General features: G+C 27.0%; 26 protein-coding genes. 2 read left to right on the top strand and 24 right to left on the bottom strand.

The window, feature by feature from the left end; all coding sequences use genetic code 11:
• Positions 1-11 precede the first annotated feature (11 nt).
• From FYJ83_RS11780 to FYJ83_RS11880, 22 genes are all read right to left on the bottom strand, one after another.
• Positions 12-1,196, bottom strand: a complete 1,185-nt coding sequence (locus tag FYJ83_RS11780) for a glycosyltransferase (protein WP_154440777.1) — start codon at positions 1,194-1,196, stop codon at positions 12-14.
• Positions 1,196-2,161, bottom strand: coding sequence for an ATP-grasp fold amidoligase family protein (locus FYJ83_RS11785; protein WP_154440778.1), 966 nt, complete (start codon positions 2,159-2,161; stop codon positions 1,196-1,198). The genes FYJ83_RS11780 and FYJ83_RS11785 overlap by 1 nt, the downstream gene beginning before the upstream one ends.
• Before the next feature lie 17 nt (positions 2,162-2,178).
• On the bottom strand, positions 2,179-3,288 hold the full coding sequence (locus FYJ83_RS11790; protein WP_154440779.1) for a glycosyltransferase: 1,110 nt from the start codon (positions 3,286-3,288) through the stop codon (positions 2,179-2,181).
• An 18-nt stretch (positions 3,289-3,306) separates the two neighbouring features.
• Complete coding sequence (locus FYJ83_RS11795; RefSeq protein ID WP_154440780.1) at positions 3,307-4,281, bottom strand: SDR family oxidoreductase; 975 nt, start codon at positions 4,279-4,281, stop codon at positions 3,307-3,309.
• Positions 4,282-4,283: 2 nt separating this feature from the next.
• Positions 4,284-5,645, bottom strand: a complete 1,362-nt coding sequence (locus FYJ83_RS11800) for a nucleotide sugar dehydrogenase (RefSeq protein WP_154440781.1) — start codon at positions 5,643-5,645, stop codon at positions 4,284-4,286.
• Between the two features lie 16 nt (positions 5,646-5,661).
• On the bottom strand, positions 5,662-6,789 hold the full coding sequence (locus FYJ83_RS11805; protein ID WP_154440782.1) for a glycosyltransferase family 4 protein: 1,128 nt from the start codon (positions 6,787-6,789) through the stop codon (positions 5,662-5,664).
• The gene (locus FYJ83_RS11810) at positions 6,786-7,640 is read right to left on the bottom strand and encodes an NAD-dependent epimerase/dehydratase family protein (protein WP_154440783.1); all 855 of its coding nucleotides are present in this window, start codon (positions 7,638-7,640) and stop codon (positions 6,786-6,788) included. The genes FYJ83_RS11805 and FYJ83_RS11810 overlap by 4 nt, the downstream gene beginning before the upstream one ends.
• 37 nt (positions 7,641-7,677) lie before the next feature.
• Positions 7,678-8,697, bottom strand: coding sequence for an SH3 domain-containing protein (locus tag FYJ83_RS11815; protein ID WP_154440784.1), 1,020 nt, complete (start codon positions 8,695-8,697; stop codon positions 7,678-7,680).
• 35 nt (positions 8,698-8,732) lie between these two features.
• Positions 8,733-9,347: a sugar transferase gene (locus tag FYJ83_RS11820; RefSeq protein ID WP_154440785.1), complete on the bottom strand. Its 615-nt coding sequence runs from the start codon at positions 9,345-9,347 to the stop codon at positions 8,733-8,735.
• A gap of 5 nt (positions 9,348-9,352) precedes the next feature.
• Complete coding sequence (locus FYJ83_RS11825) at positions 9,353-9,541, bottom strand: hypothetical protein (protein WP_154440786.1); 189 nt, start codon at positions 9,539-9,541, stop codon at positions 9,353-9,355.
• Between the two features lie 43 nt (positions 9,542-9,584).
• Positions 9,585-10,199, bottom strand: a complete 615-nt coding sequence (locus FYJ83_RS11830; RefSeq protein WP_154440787.1) for a winged helix-turn-helix transcriptional regulator — start codon at positions 10,197-10,199, stop codon at positions 9,585-9,587.
• 162 nt (positions 10,200-10,361) lie between these two features.
• Complete coding sequence (locus FYJ83_RS20305; RefSeq protein ID WP_268233522.1) at positions 10,362-10,487, bottom strand: hypothetical protein; 126 nt, start codon at positions 10,485-10,487, stop codon at positions 10,362-10,364.
• Positions 10,487-10,882, bottom strand: coding sequence for a DUF3267 domain-containing protein (locus tag FYJ83_RS11835; protein ID WP_154440788.1), 396 nt, complete (start codon positions 10,880-10,882; stop codon positions 10,487-10,489). The genes FYJ83_RS20305 and FYJ83_RS11835 overlap by 1 nt, the downstream gene beginning before the upstream one ends.
• A gap of 14 nt (positions 10,883-10,896) precedes the next feature.
• Complete coding sequence (locus tag FYJ83_RS11840; RefSeq protein ID WP_154440789.1) at positions 10,897-12,318, bottom strand: relaxase/mobilization nuclease domain-containing protein; 1,422 nt, start codon at positions 12,316-12,318, stop codon at positions 10,897-10,899.
• A 20-nt stretch (positions 12,319-12,338) separates the two neighbouring features.
• A complete protein-coding gene (locus tag FYJ83_RS11845) occupies positions 12,339-12,677 on the bottom strand; it encodes a plasmid mobilization protein (protein WP_154440790.1) in 339 nt (112 codons plus the stop codon).
• Positions 12,678-13,102: 425 nt separating this feature from the next.
• Positions 13,103-13,576 (bottom strand): hypothetical protein, encoded by a 474-nt coding sequence (locus FYJ83_RS11850; RefSeq protein ID WP_154440791.1) that lies wholly within the window; start codon positions 13,574-13,576, stop codon positions 13,103-13,105.
• Complete coding sequence (locus FYJ83_RS11855; RefSeq protein ID WP_154440792.1) at positions 13,577-14,578, bottom strand: endonuclease/exonuclease/phosphatase family protein; 1,002 nt, start codon at positions 14,576-14,578, stop codon at positions 13,577-13,579.
• Positions 14,579-15,085: 507 nt separating this feature from the next.
• Entirely contained in the window at positions 15,086-15,877 is a 792-nt protein-coding gene (locus tag FYJ83_RS11860) for a Shedu anti-phage system protein SduA domain-containing protein (protein WP_154440793.1), read from the bottom strand.
• A gap of 86 nt (positions 15,878-15,963) precedes the next feature.
• Positions 15,964-16,704 carry a JAB domain-containing protein gene (locus FYJ83_RS11865; RefSeq protein WP_154440794.1) on the bottom strand — a complete coding sequence of 247 codons (741 nt, stop codon included), beginning with the start codon at positions 16,702-16,704 and terminating at the stop codon, positions 15,964-15,966.
• On the bottom strand, positions 16,697-16,939 hold the full coding sequence (locus FYJ83_RS11870; RefSeq protein ID WP_154440795.1) for a hypothetical protein: 243 nt from the start codon (positions 16,937-16,939) through the stop codon (positions 16,697-16,699). Before FYJ83_RS11870 ends, FYJ83_RS11865 begins: the two co-directional genes overlap by 8 nt.
• 56 nt (positions 16,940-16,995) lie before the next feature.
• Positions 16,996-17,235, bottom strand: coding sequence for a hypothetical protein (locus FYJ83_RS11875; RefSeq protein WP_154440796.1), 240 nt, complete (start codon positions 17,233-17,235; stop codon positions 16,996-16,998).
• Between the two features lie 15 nt (positions 17,236-17,250).
• Positions 17,251-18,033 (bottom strand): ParA family protein, encoded by a 783-nt coding sequence (locus tag FYJ83_RS11880; RefSeq protein WP_154440797.1) that lies wholly within the window; start codon positions 18,031-18,033, stop codon positions 17,251-17,253.
• Between the two features lie 613 nt (positions 18,034-18,646).
• Between FYJ83_RS11880 and FYJ83_RS11885 the strand changes: the two genes are divergently transcribed.
• Both FYJ83_RS11885 and FYJ83_RS11890 read left to right on the top strand, forming a co-directional pair.
• Positions 18,647-19,522 (top strand): helix-turn-helix domain-containing protein, encoded by an 876-nt coding sequence (locus FYJ83_RS11885; protein WP_154440798.1) that lies wholly within the window; start codon positions 18,647-18,649, stop codon positions 19,520-19,522.
• Positions 19,523-19,541: 19 nt separating this feature from the next.
• On the top strand, positions 19,542-20,021 hold the full coding sequence (locus FYJ83_RS11890) for a hypothetical protein (RefSeq protein ID WP_154440799.1): 480 nt from the start codon (positions 19,542-19,544) through the stop codon (positions 20,019-20,021).
• Positions 20,022-20,408: 387 nt separating this feature from the next.
• Here FYJ83_RS11890 and FYJ83_RS11895 read toward each other — a convergent pair whose 3' ends face one another.
• Entirely contained in the window at positions 20,409-20,789 is a 381-nt protein-coding gene (locus tag FYJ83_RS11895; RefSeq protein WP_154440800.1) for a hypothetical protein, read from the bottom strand.
• A gap of 28 nt (positions 20,790-20,817) precedes the next feature.
• Positions 20,818-22,287, bottom strand: a complete 1,470-nt coding sequence (locus FYJ83_RS11900) for a helix-turn-helix domain-containing protein (protein WP_154440801.1) — start codon at positions 22,285-22,287, stop codon at positions 20,818-20,820.
• Positions 22,288-22,912 lie beyond the last annotated feature (625 nt).

Here is a 22,912-nt window from a genome sequence, read left to right on the forward strand (position 1 = left end):
CCAATATAAAATTAATCAATAACATTTTCCCATTCTTTTATTACAGTATTAATTTCAAAATCTCTTACTCTCTTCAATGCTTCATTAGTATATCTCTCATATAGTTCTTTATCATCTAGTAATTCTAAAATTGCATCCGCCATTATGTCCTCTTCTTTTGTAAGTGGTTCTTCATGATTATATTGATTGCCATCACAAACTGGAACAAGAATTCCATGTTGAGCATATTCAATTTTCATGGACTGTAAGTTTATATCTGTTTCTGGTGCTAAAATTTCTCTAGGACCTGATTTGCAATCACTCGATATTACTGGAATACCACATGCCATAGATTCTGCTAATGCATTCGGAAAACCTTCTGATAAAGAAGGTAATATAAATATAGAGGATTTGTTTATGTATTTGTAAGGATTTGATTTGAATCCTAATAAAAAAACATTATTACTTAAATTCAAATCATCAATTAAACTTTGTAAATATTCTCTTAATTCTCCTTCTCCAAGTATAACTAACTTAATATCCTTGTTACTGTCATTAATTTTCTTAAATGCTCTTATTAAATGCCAATGCCCTTTTAAATGATTAAGTCTTCCTACGGTTATAACAACTTTCTCTTTATATATATTCTCATATACATCATCAATCTTTTCTTTAGAAAGCATTTCAATTTTTTTTAAATCATATGGATTATAAATTGTTAATACTCTTTTTTCCTCAATATTATAATTTGTTACTAAATCATGTTTTATTAAATTGGATACTCCTACTATTGCATCAGCATCATTATATGTTTTTTTAATAAGGTATTTACCTAGTTTTGGATAAATCCCTTTAGATTTTCTAGATGTATATCCCCTTACCGAAACTACTACCTTATCTTTACCTTTGGTTAAAATGTTTAAAAGATTGGGTCCCCCCAAAAAACTAATACTTATATCAATTTTGTATTGAGTTTTTATTTCTTTTATTTTAAAATATCTTCTAATAAAATTTAAAACCTTACTAATTGGATTATTGTTAGCCTTAATATTAATATCAATTAGTTCTCCACCATAAGAATATTCCATTGAGGTACTATCAAATAAAATCAAATACACTTTGTACTTTTCTTTTGATAAATTTATAGTTATATTAGAAGCTACTCTTTCTGCACCGCCACCTTTTAGGCTTGATATAATTATTGCAATATTTTTCATTATTCGTTCTCCAATATAATTTTTTCATTTTTTAAATCTATCCATTCCCCCATTTTTAATTCCCACTCTTCTGGTTCTACTATCTGGGTTGCACCTCCTGGATAAAATGTTATCTCTCCAAAATAAATCTCTTCATTAATATTATATAAATCAACTCTACAAAATGGAAAAGGTTTAGATAATATTTCAGCATATTCAACCATTTTATTAAAATTATCTGGTTTAGAAACTAGAGATTTTTCAAATGGTTCTCTCTTTACTTTGATATTTAAATAATTAAAACTACGATCATATACATTCCTTTTAGCATGAGGACTATGTGAGCCATCTTCAGCCGCTGTTTCAATATCTACAAAAATTATTTTAACAACACCATTAAAACATAAAAATCTATAATCAATTAACGATTTATTTTCTTTGTCTTCTAAGATTCTTTCTACTATGATTTTAGGTTCGATATTTTTATAATTCCATTCCCTTGATTCTAAATAATAATTATGTTCTAGGGCTTTATTGAAAATATTTCTAAACTTTTGTTTGTCAAATTGTCTGTTTTTATCCCAAATAATATTCGTTCCAGATCCATGATTGGTTTTGATAAATGCATTTTCTAAATTATCAAAATCAATATCGTTAGCATTATCATATACACCATAAATTTCATTCAATATATGTCCTAAACCACATTCTTCTACATATTTCCTAACTTTTACCTTATCTGAACAATTGGTAAGTAAAGGATCTTTATTATTTAACTTTAACCACCATAATTTTTCATTAAATGTCTTTGGATTAGTCAAGTTTAACTTCTTTCCAGTTCTTTTATAATATCGATATTTTGCAAATATCTCATCTGGAATAATTAACAAGCATTGACGGTATATCCTCTTTAAGCTTAAATATAAACCATGCGTAAAATTACTTTTTTCAAATGTTTTTTTAATATTGCTTTTTATTTTTAGCATATATTCTTAATTCCTTTCTAGTATACCAAATCACACCAAATATCTTCAAATAATTTAGTAATTTTCTCTATACCATAATTTTCTATAACTCTATTTCTAGCATCTATATTTCTTTCTAAAACAGTGTTATTAATATAATAAAATAATTCTTTCGACATCTCCATATAATCACCTGCTTGAACTACTTTTCCTGTATCTCCAACCATTAATTTTGAATCACCTACATCAGTAACCACACATGGCATCTCACACGCCATTGCTTCTCCAATTGCATTAGAAAAGCTTTCGCCCAAAGAAGATGAAACATATATATCCGCAGCTGATAACAATGCTGGTACATCATCACGTCTTCCTAACAATATCATATTATCTTTCAAATTATATTTATCTATCAATTCCACTAGTTCAACATTTGAATAGTCTAAATCACTTCCAACCATAATCATTTTAAATTTTGTATTATGATTATTTAATTCATTTAATGCTCTCAATAATGTATAGTAATCCTTTTGTATATCCCATCTACCTACAGTAATAATTGGTTTTCCATCTTCTTTTAAACCTAATTCTTGTCTAACTCTTAATCTATCCTCTAAACTAAAATTAAATTTATCTAATTCAAATCCATTAGGTATTATTTCTGAGTTTTTATCCACATATCCAAATTTTATATGATTCTCTAATGCTTTATTTGAATTGTATGTAATTAAATTTACATACTTAGATAATATGGAGTTAATTTTTACAATTTTTAAAGTAGTTGACTTATTTGCATCTTTGTCTAAATTACTATGTCTTACATTCCATATAAGCTTTTTTCTTAATAATATCTTCGCAATTATAAATCCAAGTATATCTGCATGATAGAGCCAAGTATCTACAATGTCAAAATTTTTGGCAATCTTTCTTGATCGCAATATAGAAGAAATTATATTTGAACTATTTAAATTAAGACAGTGTAATTTAATACCTAAACCTTCTATTTTACTACCATAGACACCTTCATCCATTAATGATATTACCTCATGATAATATCTTTCGTTATCTGAATACTTCAGTAGCTTATATAGCATATGTTCTGCTCCACCACTACCTAAGCCAGTTATTATATGAACGATTCTTTTCATATCTAATCCCCATTTGTCTTATAAATTCTTTTTATACCAATTTATTGCCTCATTAAAACCATCCTTAAAACTCCAATCTGGATCATATGATAGTTGGGTTTTTGCTTTGGATATATTAGCTAAACTATGTTTTATATCTCCAGCACGTGGTGCCACATATTTTGGTTTAAGATTAATTTCTAACTGTTCACACATTAAATCATACATCTGGTTTAATGTAAATCTCTCTCCATAGGCAACATTATATCCTTGTCCACATGCTTCTTTTGATGCTAAACAAGCTTTAAGATTTACTTCTATTACATTCTCAATATATGTAAAATCTCTGGATTGTTCCCCATCACCATATATTTCTACTTGCTCATTAGCTTTCAAAGATTTAATAAATTTAGGTATAACTGCCGCATATTGTGAATCTGGATCTTGTCTTCTTCCAAATACATTAAAATATCTAAGACCAATACATCCAAGCCCATATATGTCTGTATATAATTTGCCATATTGTTCATTTACTCTTTTAGTTAAAGCATATGGTGAAAGTAGATTACCTTCTTCTCCTTCCACTTTAGGTAAAGTTGGAGAATCCCCATAAATTGATGATGAAGATGCATATACAAACCTTTTTATACCTTTTAATCTGGATGCTTCCATCATGTTTGAAGTTCCTTTGATATTGTTATCTTCATATATTAAAGGTTCTCGCATTGATCTAGGAACAGATCCCAGTGCTGCTTGATGTAGAACATAATCAATACCGTCACAAGCCCTCAAGCATGTCTCAAAGTCTCTAATATCACCCTCGATAAATTCATAGTTAGAATTACCTATAAACTCATCTACATTGCTTTTCAGACCAGTTGAATAGTTATCAAGACCTCTTACTTTATATCCCATTTTTAATATTGCATCAACAAGGTTAGAACCAATAAATCCTGCTGAACCAGTAACCAAGAATTTAGTCCCTTTTGGAAACTTCAAGTTTTCATATCCCATTATTACAACCTCCAATATAACAAATCATTTTCTTCTGCTTCTTTCCTATCAAGAAGCCCCTTTATATCTACAAGTACATCCTTATGGATAAATTCTTTATCTAAAGTTAATGTGTTTCCATTTATATGAGCATATCTACCATTATAAAGTTCCTTAATTTTAGTATAGTTTAGTGTTTTATATTCCTCATGTGGAACTGCTAGTATTACAGCATCTACATCTTTTATATCTGCTTCATTTTTTAATTCTATATTATATTGTTCCATAACTTCTTTCCTGTCTGCTTGTGGATCATGTACTAATGCTTCAACCCCATATTCTCTGAGTTCATTTATTATATCTATAACCTTGGTATTTCTAACATCTGGGCAATTTTCTTTGAATGTTAATCCCAGTATGGCTACTTTTGCACCTTTTATTTGCTTATCAGCTTTTATCATTAGTTTTACTGTATTTTCAGCTACATATTTTCCCATGTTGTCATTAATTTTTCTTCCTGCTAAGATTATCTGGGAATGATAGCCTATTTCCTCAGCCTTGTAGGTCAAATAATATGGATCAACCCCTATACAATGTCCCCCTACAAGTCCTGGTGTAAAGTTTAAGAAATTCCACTTTGTTCTTGCTGCATCAAGTATTGATTTAGTGTCTATATCTAATTTGTTAAATATAATTGATAGTTCATTCATAAAGGCTATATTAATATCTCTTTGTGCATTTTCTATTACTTTTGCAGCTTCTGCAACTTTTATACTTTCAGCTCTATGAACTCCTGCTTGTACTACTAATTCATATACCTTCGCTATAACATCAAGAGATTCTTCATCCATTCCAGATACCACTTTTACAATAGTTTCTAGTCTATTTACCTTATCACCTGGGTTTATTCTTTCTGGAGAATAACCAACTTTAAAATCTACTCCACATTTTAGGCCTGACTCTTTTTCTAATATTGGTATACATATATCTTCTGTTACACCTGGATATACTGTAGATTCATATACTACAATTGATCCCTGAGTTAAATTCCTACCTAATGTCTTACTAGCTCCTATTACAGGGTTTAAGTTAGGTGTTTTATCATTATTTATTGGCGTAGGTACTGCAACTATATGGAATTTAGCTTCTTTTAAATCTTCCTCTTTAGAAGTAAAATAAACAGTAGTCTCTTTTAGAGCTTTATTCCCTACCTCTTTTGTTACATCATTGCCTTGTATATAGCTTTCTATCTTATCAGCAGAAATATCAAATCCTATTACATCCACAACCTTGGAAAAAGATACTGCTAAGGGTAAACCTACATAACCGAGGCCTATAACTGATATTTTTCGTTGTTTATTTTTTATTTCTTCGTATAAATTCATAATTTTATCCTCCAAGCTATTGATTATAATTTAATGTTTCGTTATATATTTCTACCATCTCTTTAAGAACATTCTCTAATGAATAATCTTGAACTAACTCAACACCTTTCCTTGAAAATTCATCTCTCAATGCTTTATCCCTAAAAATCTTATCTATAGAATTAGCAAATTCTTTTACATTATCCTGTTCAATTACATATCCATTTTTCCCATCTATTACTAAATCTCTATGCCCTCTTACATTTGTAACTACAAGTGGAAGACCTGTTGCCATAGCTTCCATTACATTAATTGGCAACCCTTCTCTTCTTGATGATGCTACTGCAATATCAGATAGCATTAATAAATTTGGTATATCACTACGAAAACCTAGAAACTCTATATTAGAATTTAACTCTAATTCTTTAGCCTGCTCCCTATAATGATTTTCTAATATTCCGTTACCCGCTAATAGTAATTTTATATTTGGTATCTTTTGTTTTAAATCTTTAATTACATTAATCAGTAAATCTTGATGTTTATTATGGTTTAATTCAGCTGCATAGAACAATATAATATCTTCTTCTTTGTATCCATATTCTTTACGCATTTGTAATTTTTTTTCTATAGTTTGTGCTTGAAATTCATTTAAATCAACACCCACACCATTAACGAGCTTAATTTTTTCAGCTTTAAATTTCTTGCTAATTGCGATATTATAATCTTCTTCATTAATTGTAATTAAGCAATCTGTATATCTGGATAACCATTTTTCTACAGGGTAATAAATGACCCAGTTTTTAAGGGATGCTCCTTTTAAAAAATGAAAACCATGAGCTGTATAAATTACTTTTGCACCTCTTAATCTAGATTTTCTAGCAGCTATCCTTGTTAAAGTTGCCCCCATAGGAGTATGACAATGTATTAAATCATAATTATTTTCATTAATGATCTTCTTAAGTTGAGTATATGCAGTAATATTTGATATTTTAAAAGGTGAACGTTCAAAATCTACATTGTACTTTTTATCTATTAAAGGAATAATTTTGTTTCCTTTACTTGCAACATGGACCTCATATCCCTTACTTTTAAACAATTGAATAAAAGGAATATGAAAGCTTAAAATATGTTCATCAATTGTAGCTGTAAATAATACCTTTTTCATTCCTTAATCTCCATCTCAGTATAATTTATAGATTGTCTAAAATTACAAGTATTATAATTGCTAATATACTTCGAATTTTCTTTTTCATAAATCAAATCACCAAACACTTTATTTATAGTACTTAGTTTCACTAATTTTAATATTGGATTAAATATTTTAGTCATTACAATCTTCTTTCCATGCACCTCAGCAATCAATCTAACCATTTCACTTGTATTCACATATTCGCTGTTTTGCGGACAGAATAAGCCGTTACTACTATTATCTATAAGCAGCTTTACAAATTCTGATAGATTATCTATGTAAATCATACTTCTTTTATTATCTATTTCAGGAAAAATTGGTGTTATCTTAGCAAGTTTAGATAGCCTTTGATAGTTTCCCTTACAGTCTTCTCCATAGACCATTGGGGGCCTTATTATAGCTATCTTAAAGCTACCATCTTCTAATGTTTTGATTAATTCTTCTGCTTCTAGTTTTGATTTACCATAGGCATTATTGGGCTTAAGTGGTGTATTTTCGTCAATTACTTCAGTTTCTAATCCATAAACACTCATGGTACTTAAGAATATAAATTGTTTTATTCCATCTTCTTTCGCTTTTTTTGCTATTTTATATGTGAGATCTCTATTAACCTTAAAATATAAGTCTTTATTTTCTTTTGTTTCTTTTATATGAGCTATTCCAACAGTATGATAAACTACGTCATATTGTCCCAAATCTTGATTGTTCCAGCTATCATCTCTTAAACTTAAAGAGTCTACTTTATAATCATCTGGATACTTAGTTAACCACTCCTTAAATCTTGTCCCTATGTAACTATTGGATCCTGTAATAAGAACCTTCTTCATCCTACATACTCTCCTTAATTTGCATCACAGTCTATTTTTAAAATTTAGAAAGATATCTTGTAAACACCCAACCCTGAATTATACTTTCACTTTCATCTTTTTTATATTCAATCAAAGTCCAATTCCTATTTTTATGTAAAACTTTAACTACTTGTCCAAACTCCAAAGTATAAATTACTTTTGATTTAATACTATTTCTCTGTCTAATAACTAACTTATCAGTTGAAACATATTTAAATATTTTTAAAATATCATCTTTAACTTCATTAGATTCAATATTTTTATTAATTATATTATTTACTTCAATTTTTATATTCTTTTCAATGTTATTGTAATTACTTGTTTTTACTTCTTGAACTATCGGTTCTGTTGTTCCCTTTATTACATTTAAAACCTCATCATTAATTGCTGATTGAATAGGAGACCAAACAAAGACTAATATAAAATAGAATATTATAGGATATTTAATCCTGAATTTATTAGCAAATTCAACTACTTTTTGCTGAAAACTAATACCATTAGCTATATCAACAATTATTTCATCTATAGAGTTATCTATATCAAATTCTTCCAAATCTTGTAATTCTATAATTACAGACCAATCAATACCTCTAAATACATTTAGATTTTTTTGTATTTCCTCTTGCACTTTAGATACATCAATAGAAAGATTTTGTAGCGTTTTTATTGTGGTATAATCAAAGCCAATGCTCAGCCCTTCTAACATACTCTTCATGGTTCCTTGTAATAATGTAGTAGGTTTTAATATCTCTTGCATTGCACTATTTAATCCAAGCGTAGCAGATGAGTTTATTAGTTCATTTATTCTATTTTTAGATTCTAATATTGTACCAATTCCTAAAGAATCATATGTTTTACACCATTGGTTATGGACTTCTAATATGGGTTGAGTTATATCAATTAATTGTCTGTTTATAAAATTTTCCGATATAGGTTTTAATATAGCATTATATCTTTCAGCAATTTTAACTGCTGGAGATGTAAATTCTATCATCCTTTGTGTTCCCAAATAATCAAATTCATCTTTTCTACTCATATTATCCCTACCATTTATTCTTATTTAAAATAATTTTATTTTATATTTTCTTTTGTAGATTTATTCCCAGTTCCACCTTCTATTACGCCATCCCTCTTTAGTACTGATGTTATTGTTCCAAAGAAACATTTTATATCTAAAGCTAGTCCTATATTTTCTGTATAATAGCCATCATACCTAGCCTTGTCCTCTATTTCTATGGTGTCCCTGCCATTTATTTGTGCCCATCCTGTTAAACCTGGTAATATATCATTTGCTCCATATTTATCTCTTTCATCTAAAAGGTCATATTGATTCCATAGGGCTGGTCTTGGTCCTACTATGGCCATCTCTCCCTTTAAGATGTTTATTATCTGTGGCAATTCATCTAGACTTGTCTTCCTCAAAAAATTGCCTACCTTTGTTATCCATTGTTCTGGATTTTCCAGTAGGTGTGTTGGTGTATCTTTCGGAGTATCTATTCTCATGGTTCTGAATTTTAATATATTAAAATGTGTTTTATGTATCCCAACCCTTTTTTGTTTGAAAAAAATTGGTCCCTTCGAGTCAAGTTTTATGGCTATAATCAATATTAAAAATATAGGCGATAAGACTATTAACCCAATAAAAGAAAGTATAAAGTCCATTATTCTTTTAATTTTTATATACATATTTATCACATCCCTACTTCAAAACTATATCCTAGACTTTCCAAGTCTTTCTTTGACTCTTCTTTTATCTTAATATCAATTTTTATTATTTCTTTTTCTAATATTGCTTGATCTATATTATCTTTATATTGTTGTCCATTTATATATATAATTTTGTTCTCATCTAATTTTTCTATTAGTTCTTTTAATTTCACGAATTTTACTCCTTAAAATATTATATTTTATCTAAACACTGTTCTACTCACTAAAAAACAATTCAACTTGTTCCTTTGGATAGTCTATTTCTGCTAATTTATTTTTTATATCATTTTCAAATGTATATGATGTAATCACAATGCCATCATGGTTATATTCTTTTATTTCTTCTCTAGATATAATTTTATATCCTAAAAGTTCCTTGTTTTCTCTATCCTTATTATCATCTATTAGTGCTATTACCTTTAATGGTTTGTCAGTTCTTCCTTTTACTATGGAAAGAATCGTTTCAGCTACTTCTCCTGCACCATAGAATAAAATATTTTTATAGCCTTTACCTTCCAATTTTTCTAAAAAATTCTCTATGTTTTTTTCTGCTAAACGATATAAATCTAGTAATTCATGAAAATAGGTTATTGATAGGTAGTTCTTTCTTTTTATACCTTCAGGAGTGATATTATAATAAACTATCTTTAAAGACTGATAATCCCTAATTAAATATCCTTGTTCTTCTAACCTGTTTACATAGACATTTACCATTGAAGCCGCACTACCTATTTCTCTAGCTATTTCATGTTGTGATGTTTTTGGATTTTTTTCAATATGTTGTAGTAATAGCAATTCTTTTAAATCAGATGTAGGGCTAAAAAACTTCATATATAATTCTCCTTTTTATTTATTCATTATGCGAACGATACTATTTTATCACACTTCATTCATTATGTAAATGATTATTGTTGTTTACTGATTATTGTTGTTTACTTCCTAAAATAAAAAACCCGCAAGATTTAATCCTACGAGTAATTATGTTTATATATCTTAATTTTCATATACTATATATCCTGGTTCTGTTGGATGGTCCATATATTTATAGCCTATAGGGTCTTTTAAAACCCCATATGCCATATAAATATCTCCTGCACCTCCTGAAATAACAAATGCCATTACATAAGCCCAAAATAAATTGTTGCTATAATAGGCAATAATAAAGTAATAATTCCATTAATAATAGTAGGTAATAATATAACCCCTATAAATTGATTTCTTCCATGCCTTAAATCCTTACAGGAACAATATGGTACTTTATATTTTTTATGAAATCCAAACCTGATGTTTTTCCAAGGTGCTTTACAAAACACTATAAACCCTAACCCATGCAGAAATTCATGAACAAATATGGATAAAATAATATAGACTATAATATTAACTCCTATCTTGTGATATAGTAGCATTGTTTGGTGCCTTATTTTAAAGTATATTAATATTACTAAAGTAAAAGCAAATAAAAAAATTGCTAAAATATTAGATTTTTTAATATCTAAATATATGGTCTTACCCAAAGAAATCCCCCTCTTTATCTTACCCTATCCTTTTCTATTTCCTTTTTAACTATACTATTATTACCTAAAATCTCATCTATCTTTCTTTCTGCATTTCTTATTTTATTTACTCTGTCTTGAAGGTTTTTAAAGTCTTTATTAATATTTTCTATTTCACTATTAAAGTCCTTTGAAGTTAATAATACCTTTTCTATATCAGTGTTTAAATCTATATTAAGTTTTTCTAACTGAGATTTTGCGTGTTCAAAGGAAAGTATTTCTCCTTCATTTTTTCTATAGAAGTTTTTTTTATTAAATACTGTAGCTTCATATTTTTCATATAAATCTTTATATTTATTATAGGTGCTTAGATATTTGGCTACTTCATTAAAGAATCTAGAATTATCTTCTAGTTCCTTTATATCCTTATTGATCTTACTAGCCATAGTATTTAATTCTTTGATCCTTAAATCAATATCACTTCTTCTGTCTATCTTCTCATTTCTAAGTAAAAGAATTGTTTCTGCTAAGTCTTTTACATCCCTGTATTTTTCATTCCTTGCTTTAAAATATAATTGTTGTTCTATGGTATAAACTTTCTTATTTACACCTGATAAATTTCCTTTGATTTTCTGTGGCATTATGCTTGTCCTTCTAAATCTGGACTTGTTTTTACTTCTTTCTTCTATCCTAAGCTTAAGTTGTTCTTCAGTATAATCAGATCCTAAAGTCTTGCCCCTTGTAAATCTTTGTTGCCCTAAGTTTTCTAATTTAAAAGCTATATGTTTTCCTGTCTTTACTTCTATTCCTTTAGATTTAATTATCATTAAAAATTCATCATAATCCTTTGATTTTTCTATTGATTCATCCAGTATATCTTTTATCTGCTGTTTCCAGCTCTTGCCTTTTTGATTTTCTTCCCATTCTTTGTAGTGTTGTCCTCTTTCATTTTTAGGTTCTACTACTGATAAATCATTTTCTAAACATAGCCTATCACTTATTTTTCTTACATCCTTGGCAGATCTCCACTCATCTTTAAATTTACCTTCTGAATTTAAATTAGTAGAATTAAAAATTATATGATTATGTATATGTGCCTTATCTACATGGGTGGCTATTACAAATTGATGGTTCTCTTTGGTAAATTCTTTGGCAAGTTTTATTCCTATTTCGTGGGCCAATTCTGGTTCTACTTCACCTGGTTTAAAAGCCTGTCTTAAATGATAGGCTAGAACATCCCCATTTCTTTTGGTTTCATTTCCTGTAATATTTTCATAAAGATTTTTATTTAAGGCAAATTCTAAATAGGCAGTGTCTACTTCACATTCAAAAGCTGAAACAAGTTCTTCATTATTTGTTTTATCTTTATTTATAATATAATCTAGTCTACCTTTTAAGGTATTATTAGTTGAACTTGATGTGCTGGATTTTATTTTAGATAATCTTGTTACTGCCACTTATCTCAGCTCCTTTCAATCTATATTATTTCTTGAAAGTTTAGTAGAATTTCCCTTTGCATCTTTTTTATTTCTTTAGTGATTTCCTCTACTCTTTTTACATCTTCTGGGGAAATATAATTAAGTGCATTTAGTTGTTTTGTTATTTGGTTTAAGTTGTTTCCAATTTTACTAATTTGACTATTATGATCTTTAATTATTGATAAGTCTACATTTATTATTAGGCCATCACAAAGCATTTTTCTTACATATGCACTCTTATTTTTTATTCCTGCTTCTTCAATTTTCTTATTTATTATCTCCTGCTCTTCATCTGAAAGATAGACTTTTAATTCATTTTTCCTTGCTCTATTAGCCATAATCTTTCACTCCTTGTCTTTAGATAACATTAAAGAATAGAAAAATTGAGTAACTTTTTTCTATCTTTAATGTTATTTTAAAATCATAATAGCTCTATCAAATCTGATTTTTATTTGATTATGCTATTGTGTTCCTTAATTTTCTTCAGGGGTTTGGGGATACTCCCCAATCGGGTTTGGGTGGAAGCCCAACAAGCTAAATTTTATAAATTACCATGAGGTGATTTTATAAAATTGTATGTGTTGAGGGAACACATACCCTGCTTGCAATTCTGTAATATCTTACTTAGATTATACCCCTGAAAAATCTTTTAAGCGAGTTTTGTTTTTATAATACTTAAAAGAGAGAAAAACTTTTTTATAAGAAAAACATTTCTCTCTTTTAAGTAAATGTATCTTAATTCCATTGTTTTTATCATTAAGTTTTAAAATGGTATTTCAAAATCTGGTTCTTTTCCAATTTGTTCTGACAATGCCATAATAGATCTTATAATATTAGTCATTTGTTTTGATGCTAATATATTTTCTAATAATCTTATGAAGTTTTCTTTATCCGTTGCTTCTAATACATATTCACCATGTTCATTATTACCTATCTGATAAAGAGGATCTAAATCTATATCTTGAATATTAACATTTAAAATTACTCTAACAGGATATATACTTACATTATATTCAATTCTGAAAATTGGATAATTATAATTTTCCATTCTATAACTTATTAAACTTACATCATAGGCAAACTCAGCATCCTTTAATCTTTTATTCTTTATTTCTTTTATTTCTACATTGACTAATCCAGAAGTTATTTCACCTAAAATTTTATCTTGTTCTTTTATGATAGTATTTGGAACTATAATCTTATCCTCTTTTTTGATATCTCCCCATAGACTTCCCATCTATACACCTCCTAATTTAAAATATAAAGGAAAATGATCACTTATCCCTTTATCTGGTATACCAGAGTCTTTCTTTAAAATATATTTGCCTACTTGTGTTATTATCTTTATATCATTTACATTTACTATATCTGCTATTTCTGGCCTTACTATGAACTGATCTAAAATATTCCAGTAATAATTGGTTATTTGCGATGAATTATAATAATAAGTTCCATCTCCATTCTCATCCCCTAGCTTATTCCACATTGGATTATAAAACATATCATAAGATTCTTCATAAACAATTCTACGAATTTTTTTTGCTATATTTTTGGATGACAAAGCATGTAATGTATCTGCATTTACCATTGAATCTTCAAAAGGATTTATATTAAAGTCTCCCATTACTAATGTATATCTGTTCAAAACATATGCTTTATTTATTTCAAAATATTGATATAGTTTCTTTTCTTTAATTAAAACATCTCCTATTTTAATTATTATATCTCCTATATTCAAATCTGATTTATTATATATTTTCAATTTATCTTTTATATCTTTGTCAGTTGCCATATTTATAATGTTATCTAAAAGCTCCTTTAATCTCTCAAATTGTAGAATTTGTTCTGCATCTTCTAATTTCATTCTAAAACTTCTCAAAATTGAATTCATAGTAGATTCTTTTATATGTAACTTACTTGGAAAATGAACGACAGCTATTAGTATCTTTTCACCTTTAGAATTACTTATAGAAACTATTCTAAAATATTTACTATCTGTAAATATGTAGTTTGGTAATATTTCGTACCTACTTAGTATGTTTATTCGATTATCATTTATATCTGGCACTATATAATATATTAATCCTTTATCATAAAGTCGTTTTCTTAATTCTATTAATTCTCCTGAATCATTATTATATTCAGCTAAACCTACAAAATCACAATCTCCATCTATTATCAATTCTTCCAATATATGATTATTATCATTTCTATTTGTATTCCAAAATAAATAATTCATATCATCAACTCTTTATATATATTTTAAATTTACTATCTAACTTTTTAAATCTTTATATCTTTTTATACTTTATAAAATCAGAAAACATTCTTTTTGTTTTCTAATGTTATTATCTTCTATATTTGTATAAAAAGTTCTATCAAATGTTCTTTTATTTAATTGTGCTATTTATATTACTTTGCATTAAGGATTGCAGTGGAAATCCTTTTTATCTGGTGTTTTTCCAGATAAAAAGATTGGAACATAAAGTCTGTTCTCTGCCTTTTAAGGGGTAATGGTCTAATTATTTATAGTCTTGGCTTAAGTTTCCCAATACTTTCTTTCTACAAGCAAAGTCTATTTATTTATTTGCTATAAAACCTAAAAATTCAAAATATTACTAGCATAAATTATTTAAAATCTTTTTATAATTAATTACCTTTGACTTTTGTTTTGTATAACCTTTTTCTAACTATAAGTATCATTACACCTTGGCATATCATTCCTTTATTAATACCATTTATTTAATTACCAAGCAGGTCTTTCTCCCAGTTTTTTTATATTATCAACTAATCTATCAAATGTAACAATTTTGGTATTTATTTTTTCATACATACTTTGACTCCGAACATCTAATGCTGTTTGATTCATAAATTCCCTTCTACTAACAACTAAATAATAATATATTCTGTATACTGGAATATCAATCCCTTGTTGTAAAAGGCCTATGTTTCTTAAGAAATAATCCCTATTACTATCAATCCATCTTTTCCAATCTTGTATTTGAGTTAAGCCCTTTCTTACACTTTCACTTTCTGTATTAGCTGTAGTAATAAGATACTCTGTGTTTGCCTTTTCAAATTCAACCAAGACAATACTATAACCATCTGAATTCTTTCCTAGTAGCATATAATCAACAGCATACTTATTTCCCAGTTGCTGTTCTGGGAAGAGATATGCATCATGATGTCCAAAATTATAATCCAAAAATATTGATCCTGGTATAAACCACTTTTTATTTTGTTTAATATATTTCTGAATATCTAATTCATTCTCCGCTGTATATATTATGTTATGAAATTTATTAGACTCTAACCCGAAGTCTAAATCCTTATATTCTCCTAAGTATAAAAAGTTATTAGGAAAAAGAGAGCTCTTATGCCAAATAAACTTTCTTATTTCTTTGTCTGGGTGGGAATACCTTGGAAAATTTCGATTATTTTTAATTCCCTTCCTTAATTCATATGCTAATTCACTTTCATATGCCTCATATTCCTCTTCTGTTAATATTACTTCATAATCCCTTTCTTGTAATCTCATCTTTTCCCCCTAAGAAACATATTCATTCTATCTTTAAATCAATCTCAGTATTTATTAATTCTAAAATTACTTAATTATAATATTTATTAATTTCTTTCTAATTCTATTTTTACTTGAGGCTTTTTATCCTTATTTACTTCTTTAGATTTTTCCTTAGCTCTATCTATCTTATCCGATAGGCTTGTCCTTTCTTTAGCCAGGCTTCCATAGGATGTTTCAAATTCACTTACCAATGCAGATTCATTATGTTCTTTAAAAGAATAATAACTATTTCTTCCTGTTATTATATGATCTAGTACCTTAATCCCTAAGGCACTCCCTGCTTCCACCAGTCTAGCTGTAATACCTCTATCCTCTACTGATGGATGAGGATTCCCTGATGGGTGATTGTGAGATATTATGATACTATTACTATCTAACATTAAGGCTTCCTTCATAATATCCCTTGGATGGACCAATGAAGCACTTAATGTTCCTGTAAATATTATCTTTGCCTCTATAACTTGATTTTTAGTATCTAAAAAGGCAACTGATAAATATTCTCTATCCATAATATTATTAAACCTATTTTGAAAATAACTGCCTATATCCTGTGGACTTGTTATTTTATAAATGTCTTTATGTTGAGAAAGATTATTATATAAATTATTCATTTCATTTATAGATTTAATCTTATTTAACTGACTTTCATTTGTTGTAAGGGATGCTGGATGCTCAAATATAGAATTGATACTATATTCTTTCAAGTAATTTTTAAGTGTAGCTTTAGATACTCCTGTTAATTTACTAAATAATTCTATGAATTTACTTTCATCTTGTTTATACATGATAAATATCCTCCATAATATCTAGTAACTCCTTTAAATCTTTTATTTTATTAACCATATCTTCATTATCAATAAAATCACCAGGAGAATTCATAAATCTTACAAAGTCATTATCATTTTTAAATTCAATATTAAAATCTTCACCTATTATGTCTTTTATAAGGGTCATGGCATTTATAAAATTTCTTTCATCAATAACAAAATTCGTTTTATTTAAATCTTCTTCGTATTTCATGTCACCACTCCTTTAGACTTTAAATACTTAAGGTTAACTTAATCCATATACATTAACTATTTATATTTCTCCATTTTTTCACCAAAATAAGCATCTAAGGCTTCTCTTACTATTTCTGAAAGATCTTTTCCTGTTTCAGCTTTTTCAAATGCAAGGGCTTTTACATGGTCTGTTCCTATATAAAATGTTCTTGGAATTATATCTTTTTTATCTTCTTTCTTTTCCTCTGCCTGGACACTTACTATATCACTTACAACACTTTTTCTTTTGTTTTCTCTATCTGCTAACTTACTCATTAAATTTCACTCCTTCTAATAATTTTCTATATAATTAAATACTTTTTCATATTCTTCTTTTATTTCTTTTGCTATTTCATTTTTAGGACTTACTACTAAAGGTAATCCTGCGTATATTCCATCCTTAATAGATACACTCTTCTTAACAATTCCAAGTAGATTATACTTGCTTTGTAAATGTTCTAAAACTTCATTAGCATCCTTAAGTCTTGATTCATATTTTGTAATTATTACCCCTAGAAATTCTAACTTACTATTTATAAGTTCCTTAATATCATCTACTACAGATAAAAGATCCCCTAATCCTCTGTAAGATAAGTAATCTGCTTCCGTTGGTATAATAAGATAATCTGATGCAGATAAGGCATTTATAGTTAAATTACCTAGCGATGGAGAACAATCTATAAATATATAGTCATAATCATCTACTACCTTTTCTAATATCCTCTTTAAGGTTAATTCTTTAGCTGTAACTGTATTTAAAAGTGCTTCTTTAGTTGCTAAATCTATTATTGAAGGTATAAGGTAAAGATTTTCAATTCCTTCTACTGGATAAATAGCATTCCTAACATCCATGTTTTTACTTTTCTTATTTATCATTTCTTCAAATAAAGTAGCTATGTTTATTTCAAAATCAAGTGGCTCTGCACCTGTGGAAATAGTTAAACTCCCCTGGCTATCTAAATCAATCATTAGTGTTTTGTAACCTTTCATAGCACTTAAAGTAGCAATATTATAGGTGGTTGTTGTCTTTGCTACTCCACCCTTCTGGTTACATATTGCAATTATTTTACTCATATTATCCCCCTCCTTGTTTAATTTATTAATTTTTATATTTCAATATTATTTAATTATTGGATTATAAAAAAATAATATTTATTAATTTATTATAATTATATCATTAAAGTTATTATATTTCTATGTAATTCATTATAAACTCAAAAAAACCCAGCTATTTTGAAATAGCTGGGTTTACAAACACTTTCTTCAGTTTTTTATTAGCCAGGCACTTCTGATAAACGCCTCAAACATATTTGGTTTTTTATTAGCCAGGCACTTCCAATAAACGCCTCAAACATATACTTCATATATATTATACCATAGAAGATATTTTGTTACTATACCAAAATTTTCTTTTACTTTTCCTTATGGTTAGTATTCATATGTTTTATGTATATGTTATAGTCTCTTTTAAATATTGTTATCGTTTCTTTTATAGTTTCTTTATAGTATAGTTAGTATGAAATATTCTTCGTTACTTTATGATATATTTGCAAGCATGTGTTCATTAATTATTGATATATGTTAACATATAATTTCTTATAGAAGAATGATTATAATCTTATTATTACTTTAAATTTCTCTTCCATTATGATATTATAATTTTATTAAATAAGTTCAGGAGGTATATATGCTATTTAATTTAAAGAAAAAAATAGATATTCCTAATAATGAGTCTGATTTTTTAAAAGATTATCACGACCTATGGAGAAAAGATTTAAAGGAAAGAAATGAAAATTTCTTTATGCTATATAAAGATTTCTCTAACTTTCTACCTGAATTAAGTACAGGTGCCTTAAAACTTTACTTATTTTATGGTTTTAATGCTAAAAATGAAACAGGTGAATCCTGGTATTCCATAGATACAATATCAGAAAAACTAGCTACTACCCCAAGAAGTATTAATACTTGGAATTCAGAATTAGAAAAGTTAGGCTTAATTTATAGATCATCTGAAAATAAGAGCAGTAAAACTACTTTTTTAATTCCCTATACAGATCAAATTATATTTTCTGATTTAAGTGTTAGCAATTTTATGACAGATTATCTTAAAAATGAAAATATAAAGAAATTTATGGGTGAAATAAATCAAATATACCATTTTTTTCAATGGAGAAAAAACCTAGATTCATCTGATACAGATAAATATAATAAACCTCTAAATTTACTTTCAATTGAACTATCTAAGGAATATGATTTCAATAGCTCTGAAAAATATGTAAAAAAGACATATATGATTTTCAATCTTGAAAATTATAATCAATTTGAAGGTTCAATAGAAGAAAAATATATGAGTGAATCTACCCCTATATTTATTTTTGATAATGTATACAATAATGATTTACTAGATAACTTTTCAATAAAAGGAATTGTTGTAAATACAAAGTTTGATTTATTTGATAAGAAGAAATTATTCTCTATCCTAAATGAATTAGATGAAACAACAGATTTCACATATTATCCTAAAGCAATAATGAATAGTAAAAACATCATATCTACTGAGTAAAAATCAAGGAGGTGGCAGCTTGTCTATATCCAATTATAAACTTGTTTTCATTAAAAACGAATATTTTGAAGATTATCCTGAATTAAAAGAAATATTAAAGTCTCATAAAAAAGATGAATCTAACAGAATTTATTTTTTCTTAAATATTCAATATAAAAATAACAATATCTTTATTCCATTAAGAAGTGAAATTGACTTAACTCGCTCTATAGGAACAATAGGCTTTCCTATACCAGGTGAAAAAAGACCTAATGCAGGCTTAGATTATAGGAAAATATTAATAATAAATGACATAAGTTATATAGAATTTCCTCCTCATAACATAATTCCACGCTCACAGGAAAAGTTAATAATTCAAAGTATTAATACCATACAATCACAAGTTATTGACTATATTAAAGGTTATGAGAAGTCATTTTTAAAAAATCGTACCACAAAAGATAAGAAATATAAATTTTCTTCCCTTTGTAATTACCATAAGGAATTAGAATTAGTATGATTTCATTCCCTATAGTACTTTTATTCTGGAATTATAAATCTTCTTGTTAAAGAAAATAATCTAATATATAATATAATTAGCAGATTGACCTTGTGTTCCGTGTGAGCCAAGGCTTTTATTTTCTATAAAATATTACTCTGAGTATAACTTTGTATCTATAAAGATGGAGTTATACTTTTTTATTATAATAAAGTTTCAACGAGACGAAATATGTGCTTGCAACTTTTTTAGCTACGGAACAAATAAACTACTAATTTCAGAAGTACGAGTCATATTCTCACTTAGCTATAATTAAAATTATAATATTCATTAGTTGTTCAATTTATTAATTATAATATTATTAAATTATAATCTTTTTAATAATTATCTTTTTAATTAAATATAAATTTATTCTTTGTTCCTCCATCTTGTATATTCATCAATTTGTTCATTTTTTATTGTATGAATACAATTTATATTGCTCATAGGTACTAAAATACACCCATCTCCCATATCTGGACCTGCTATATAAAAAGATATTCCTATATCACCTATGTGTGATATATCGATAGATCCTTTATTATCAGTAAAATTATTATATTCTAGCATTTTGAAAATAAAGGGTTTTTCTTTGAATTCAATAATATATATATCATCTAATTTATAATAGTTAATATTATCATCTTTATATTTATCATGGCCAATACCTGTATTCATTAAATATTCTATTGTTTCTTTTGCTAGTCTTTCATCACTAAAAGACAACCTACACTCTATACTATTTTCCAACCCTATCATCCCCTTTAAATACTATCTTTTAAATATCTTTTATCATCCTATTTAGATTTACTGCAAACTCAATCTTATAATCTTTAAGATACTGAATCATACAAGACTTTAAATGATTTTCATAAGATAAAATTTCATACCCTTCTGATATCTGAATATATTTTTCGACAAAAGATTCCATAAAATAAGTTAAAGAAAGTATATTTTCTGGCTCTATTATATTATTAAGCATATCAAGAATCTTTGAATAGCTTAATTTGCTACCTTTGTAATATGTATAATCCCTATTTGTAAGCATATCAACTAAACATTCAATAGATGTATTATAAATATTTTGCTGAGTATCTTCTGTATAAATATTTTTGTAATATTCATATTGAGTTAAATGTCTTAATGTTTTTCTCATAAGATTTTCATCTTTAGCATATTTATAGGGTATACCATTACTTTCTTTAATATCTTTTTCAATTTCTTCTGTAGTTATTTCTATTTCGTTCTTTCCTTCATTTTCTTCATCCTTGTTTTTATTGAAGGAAGGAATGATTATATTAAAACTGTTACTATTAAAACTGTTACTATTAGCGTCCGTATTCTCCATGTGCTTATTTTCCGTGTCTTCTTCATCCATGTCACAGAATTTAGGGTTCGGTATTTTTATTTCTATATTTTTATCCATGTCGCAATTTTTAGGGTTCGACAACAAGTCAGTATTTGCAACAATTCCATCCATGTCCTTATTTTTAGGGTTCGGTGTTTCTAAGTTATGATTACTGTTTTCTTTTATATTTTCATCTTTAACTGTTTCTTTATTTTTTTTATCCTCTACAAGTAATTCATCTGGGTTATCTACTAAAAAGTAATCATTTACAGAAAAGCTTCCATTAACTTTTCTTTGTTTTGTTGTTAAATAATTACAGTCAATTAATTGTCTATAGTGAACATAATAAGTACTTTCATTTATTCCTAAATGAAATAATATATTTTGTTTCTTTGGAAATGATGAATTACCACTTCCTGTATAAGAAGCAAAGTAAGCATATATACCTTTTGCCTTAACGCTAAGCCTTTGATCCATAAGCACAGCTTTTGGAATCATCCCATAGCCCAGTGATTTAATTCCTGAAAATCGTACTCTTTCATTAGTTATATTAAAATTATCAATAACATCACTAATATTAGGTGGATTTGAAACTAAAATATAAACATTTTTAGCAAAGTATCCATCTTCTGTTTTATTTTTTTCGACTTTAATATATCCATGCTCTAATAATTGATTGTAATGGACATAATAGGCGTTTTTTGAGATTTTTAAGCTTTCAAGGATATAATCCCTGCCTGGAAAGGAACTTGTCCCATTTCCAGCATGAGAGGCGAAGAAAGCATATATTGCTTTAGCCTCTAGAGAAATATTTCTATCAAACATTATCAGTTTTGGTATAATTCCAAAACCTTTAAAATTTACTCCTTCAACTTTTAATAAATTTACGAATTTTTCCATTACTAAGATCACTCCTTTTCCTTTGTCTTAGCCTATATACAAAAATAGCCTATTTAGTATATATAAAGATACTAAATAGGCTTGAAATTTTATCTTAATATGATATTATAGTTATATAACTAAATAAAACTATAATAAAAGATAAGTTCTCACTTATTTAGGTATCGGGGCTAATGGTTACCTTTATAAGAATTTAAAAATACGCCAATATTTTTAAATCCTCGGGGGACTTTTTTTATTAAATAAAGTGTATCACTTATACATTTTATAAGCAATATGCTAATTTTAGAGTAGTCTTCCTTTTTGGAAGGCTATTCTTTTTTTAATTTTTGCCTAATAATTATAGTTATTTAATTTATTATAATTAATATTATTTAATTTATATATTATATACTGTATTAATTTATTGATTTCAAGTAATTGGTAATAAATGTTGGAAATCTGTGATTTAAAAAATAATTTTAAAACACTAACATTATTTAATTATAAAATTATTTAATTTATTAATTATAAGTATATAATATTTTTTAATTATGTCAATAAATTTTATATTAATGGGTATATTTATGTAAATAAAATAAATAAAAATATTTTTAAAAAAAATAAATTATTGCTAATTTCATCA

The sequence above is a fragment of the Tissierella pigra genome, from assembly GCF_009695605.1.
Taxonomy (GTDB): Bacteria; Bacillota; Clostridia; order Tissierellales; family Tissierellaceae; genus Tissierella; species Tissierella pigra.

What these genes read in the sequence shown, in the direction of transcription:
- FYJ83_RS11830 (WP_154440787.1), bottom strand. Translation starts at nt 10,199, where the DNA reads ATGAAGTTTTTTAGCCCTACATCTGATTTAAAAGAATTGCTATTACTA.
- FYJ83_RS11805 (WP_154440782.1), bottom strand. Translation starts at nt 6,789, where the DNA reads ATGAAAAAGGTATTATTTACAGCTACAATTGATGAACATATTTTAAGC.
- FYJ83_RS11795 (WP_154440780.1), bottom strand. Translation starts at nt 4,281, where the DNA reads ATGGGATATGAAAACTTGAAGTTTCCAAAAGGGACTAAATTCTTGGTT.
- FYJ83_RS11870 (WP_154440795.1), bottom strand. Translation starts at nt 16,939, where the DNA reads ATGAAATACGAAGAAGATTTAAATAAAACGAATTTTGTTATTGATGAA.
- FYJ83_RS11855 (WP_154440792.1), bottom strand. Translation starts at nt 14,578, where the DNA reads ATGAATTATTTATTTTGGAATACAAATAGAAATGATAATAATCATATA.
- FYJ83_RS11790 (WP_154440779.1), bottom strand. Translation starts at nt 3,288, where the DNA reads ATGAAAAGAATCGTTCATATAATAACTGGCTTAGGTAGTGGTGGAGCA.
- FYJ83_RS11780 (WP_154440777.1), bottom strand. Translation starts at nt 1,196, where the DNA reads ATGAAAAATATTGCAATAATTATATCAAGCCTAAAAGGTGGCGGTGCA.
- FYJ83_RS11850 (WP_154440791.1), bottom strand. Translation starts at nt 13,576, where the DNA reads ATGGGAAGTCTATGGGGAGATATCAAAAAAGAGGATAAGATTATAGTT.
- FYJ83_RS11800 (WP_154440781.1), bottom strand. Translation starts at nt 5,645, where the DNA reads ATGAATTTATACGAAGAAATAAAAAATAAACAACGAAAAATATCAGTT.
- FYJ83_RS11900 (WP_154440801.1), bottom strand. Translation starts at nt 22,287, where the DNA reads ATGGAAAAATTCGTAAATTTATTAAAAGTTGAAGGAGTAAATTTTAAA.
- FYJ83_RS11860 (WP_154440793.1), bottom strand. Translation starts at nt 15,877, where the DNA reads ATGAGATTACAAGAAAGGGATTATGAAGTAATATTAACAGAAGAGGAA.
- FYJ83_RS11865 (WP_154440794.1), bottom strand. Translation starts at nt 16,704, where the DNA reads ATGTATAAACAAGATGAAAGTAAATTCATAGAATTATTTAGTAAATTA.
- FYJ83_RS11875 (WP_154440796.1), bottom strand. Translation starts at nt 17,235, where the DNA reads ATGAGTAAGTTAGCAGATAGAGAAAACAAAAGAAAAAGTGTTGTAAGT.
- FYJ83_RS11885 (WP_154440798.1), top strand. Translation starts at nt 18,647, where the DNA reads ATGCTATTTAATTTAAAGAAAAAAATAGATATTCCTAATAATGAGTCT.
- FYJ83_RS11785 (WP_154440778.1), bottom strand. Translation starts at nt 2,161, where the DNA reads ATGCTAAAAATAAAAAGCAATATTAAAAAAACATTTGAAAAAAGTAAT.
- FYJ83_RS11880 (WP_154440797.1), bottom strand. Translation starts at nt 18,033, where the DNA reads ATGAGTAAAATAATTGCAATATGTAACCAGAAGGGTGGAGTAGCAAAG.
- FYJ83_RS20305 (WP_268233522.1), bottom strand. Translation starts at nt 10,487, where the DNA reads ATGGCATTTGTTATTTCAGGAGGTGCAGGAGATATTTATATGGCATAT.
- FYJ83_RS11810 (WP_154440783.1), bottom strand. Translation starts at nt 7,640, where the DNA reads ATGAAGAAGGTTCTTATTACAGGATCCAATAGTTACATAGGGACAAGA.
- FYJ83_RS11815 (WP_154440784.1), bottom strand. Translation starts at nt 8,697, where the DNA reads ATGAGTAGAAAAGATGAATTTGATTATTTGGGAACACAAAGGATGATA.
- FYJ83_RS11845 (WP_154440790.1), bottom strand. Translation starts at nt 12,677, where the DNA reads ATGGCTAATAGAGCAAGGAAAAATGAATTAAAAGTCTATCTTTCAGAT.
- FYJ83_RS11820 (WP_154440785.1), bottom strand. Translation starts at nt 9,347, where the DNA reads ATGTATATAAAAATTAAAAGAATAATGGACTTTATACTTTCTTTTATT.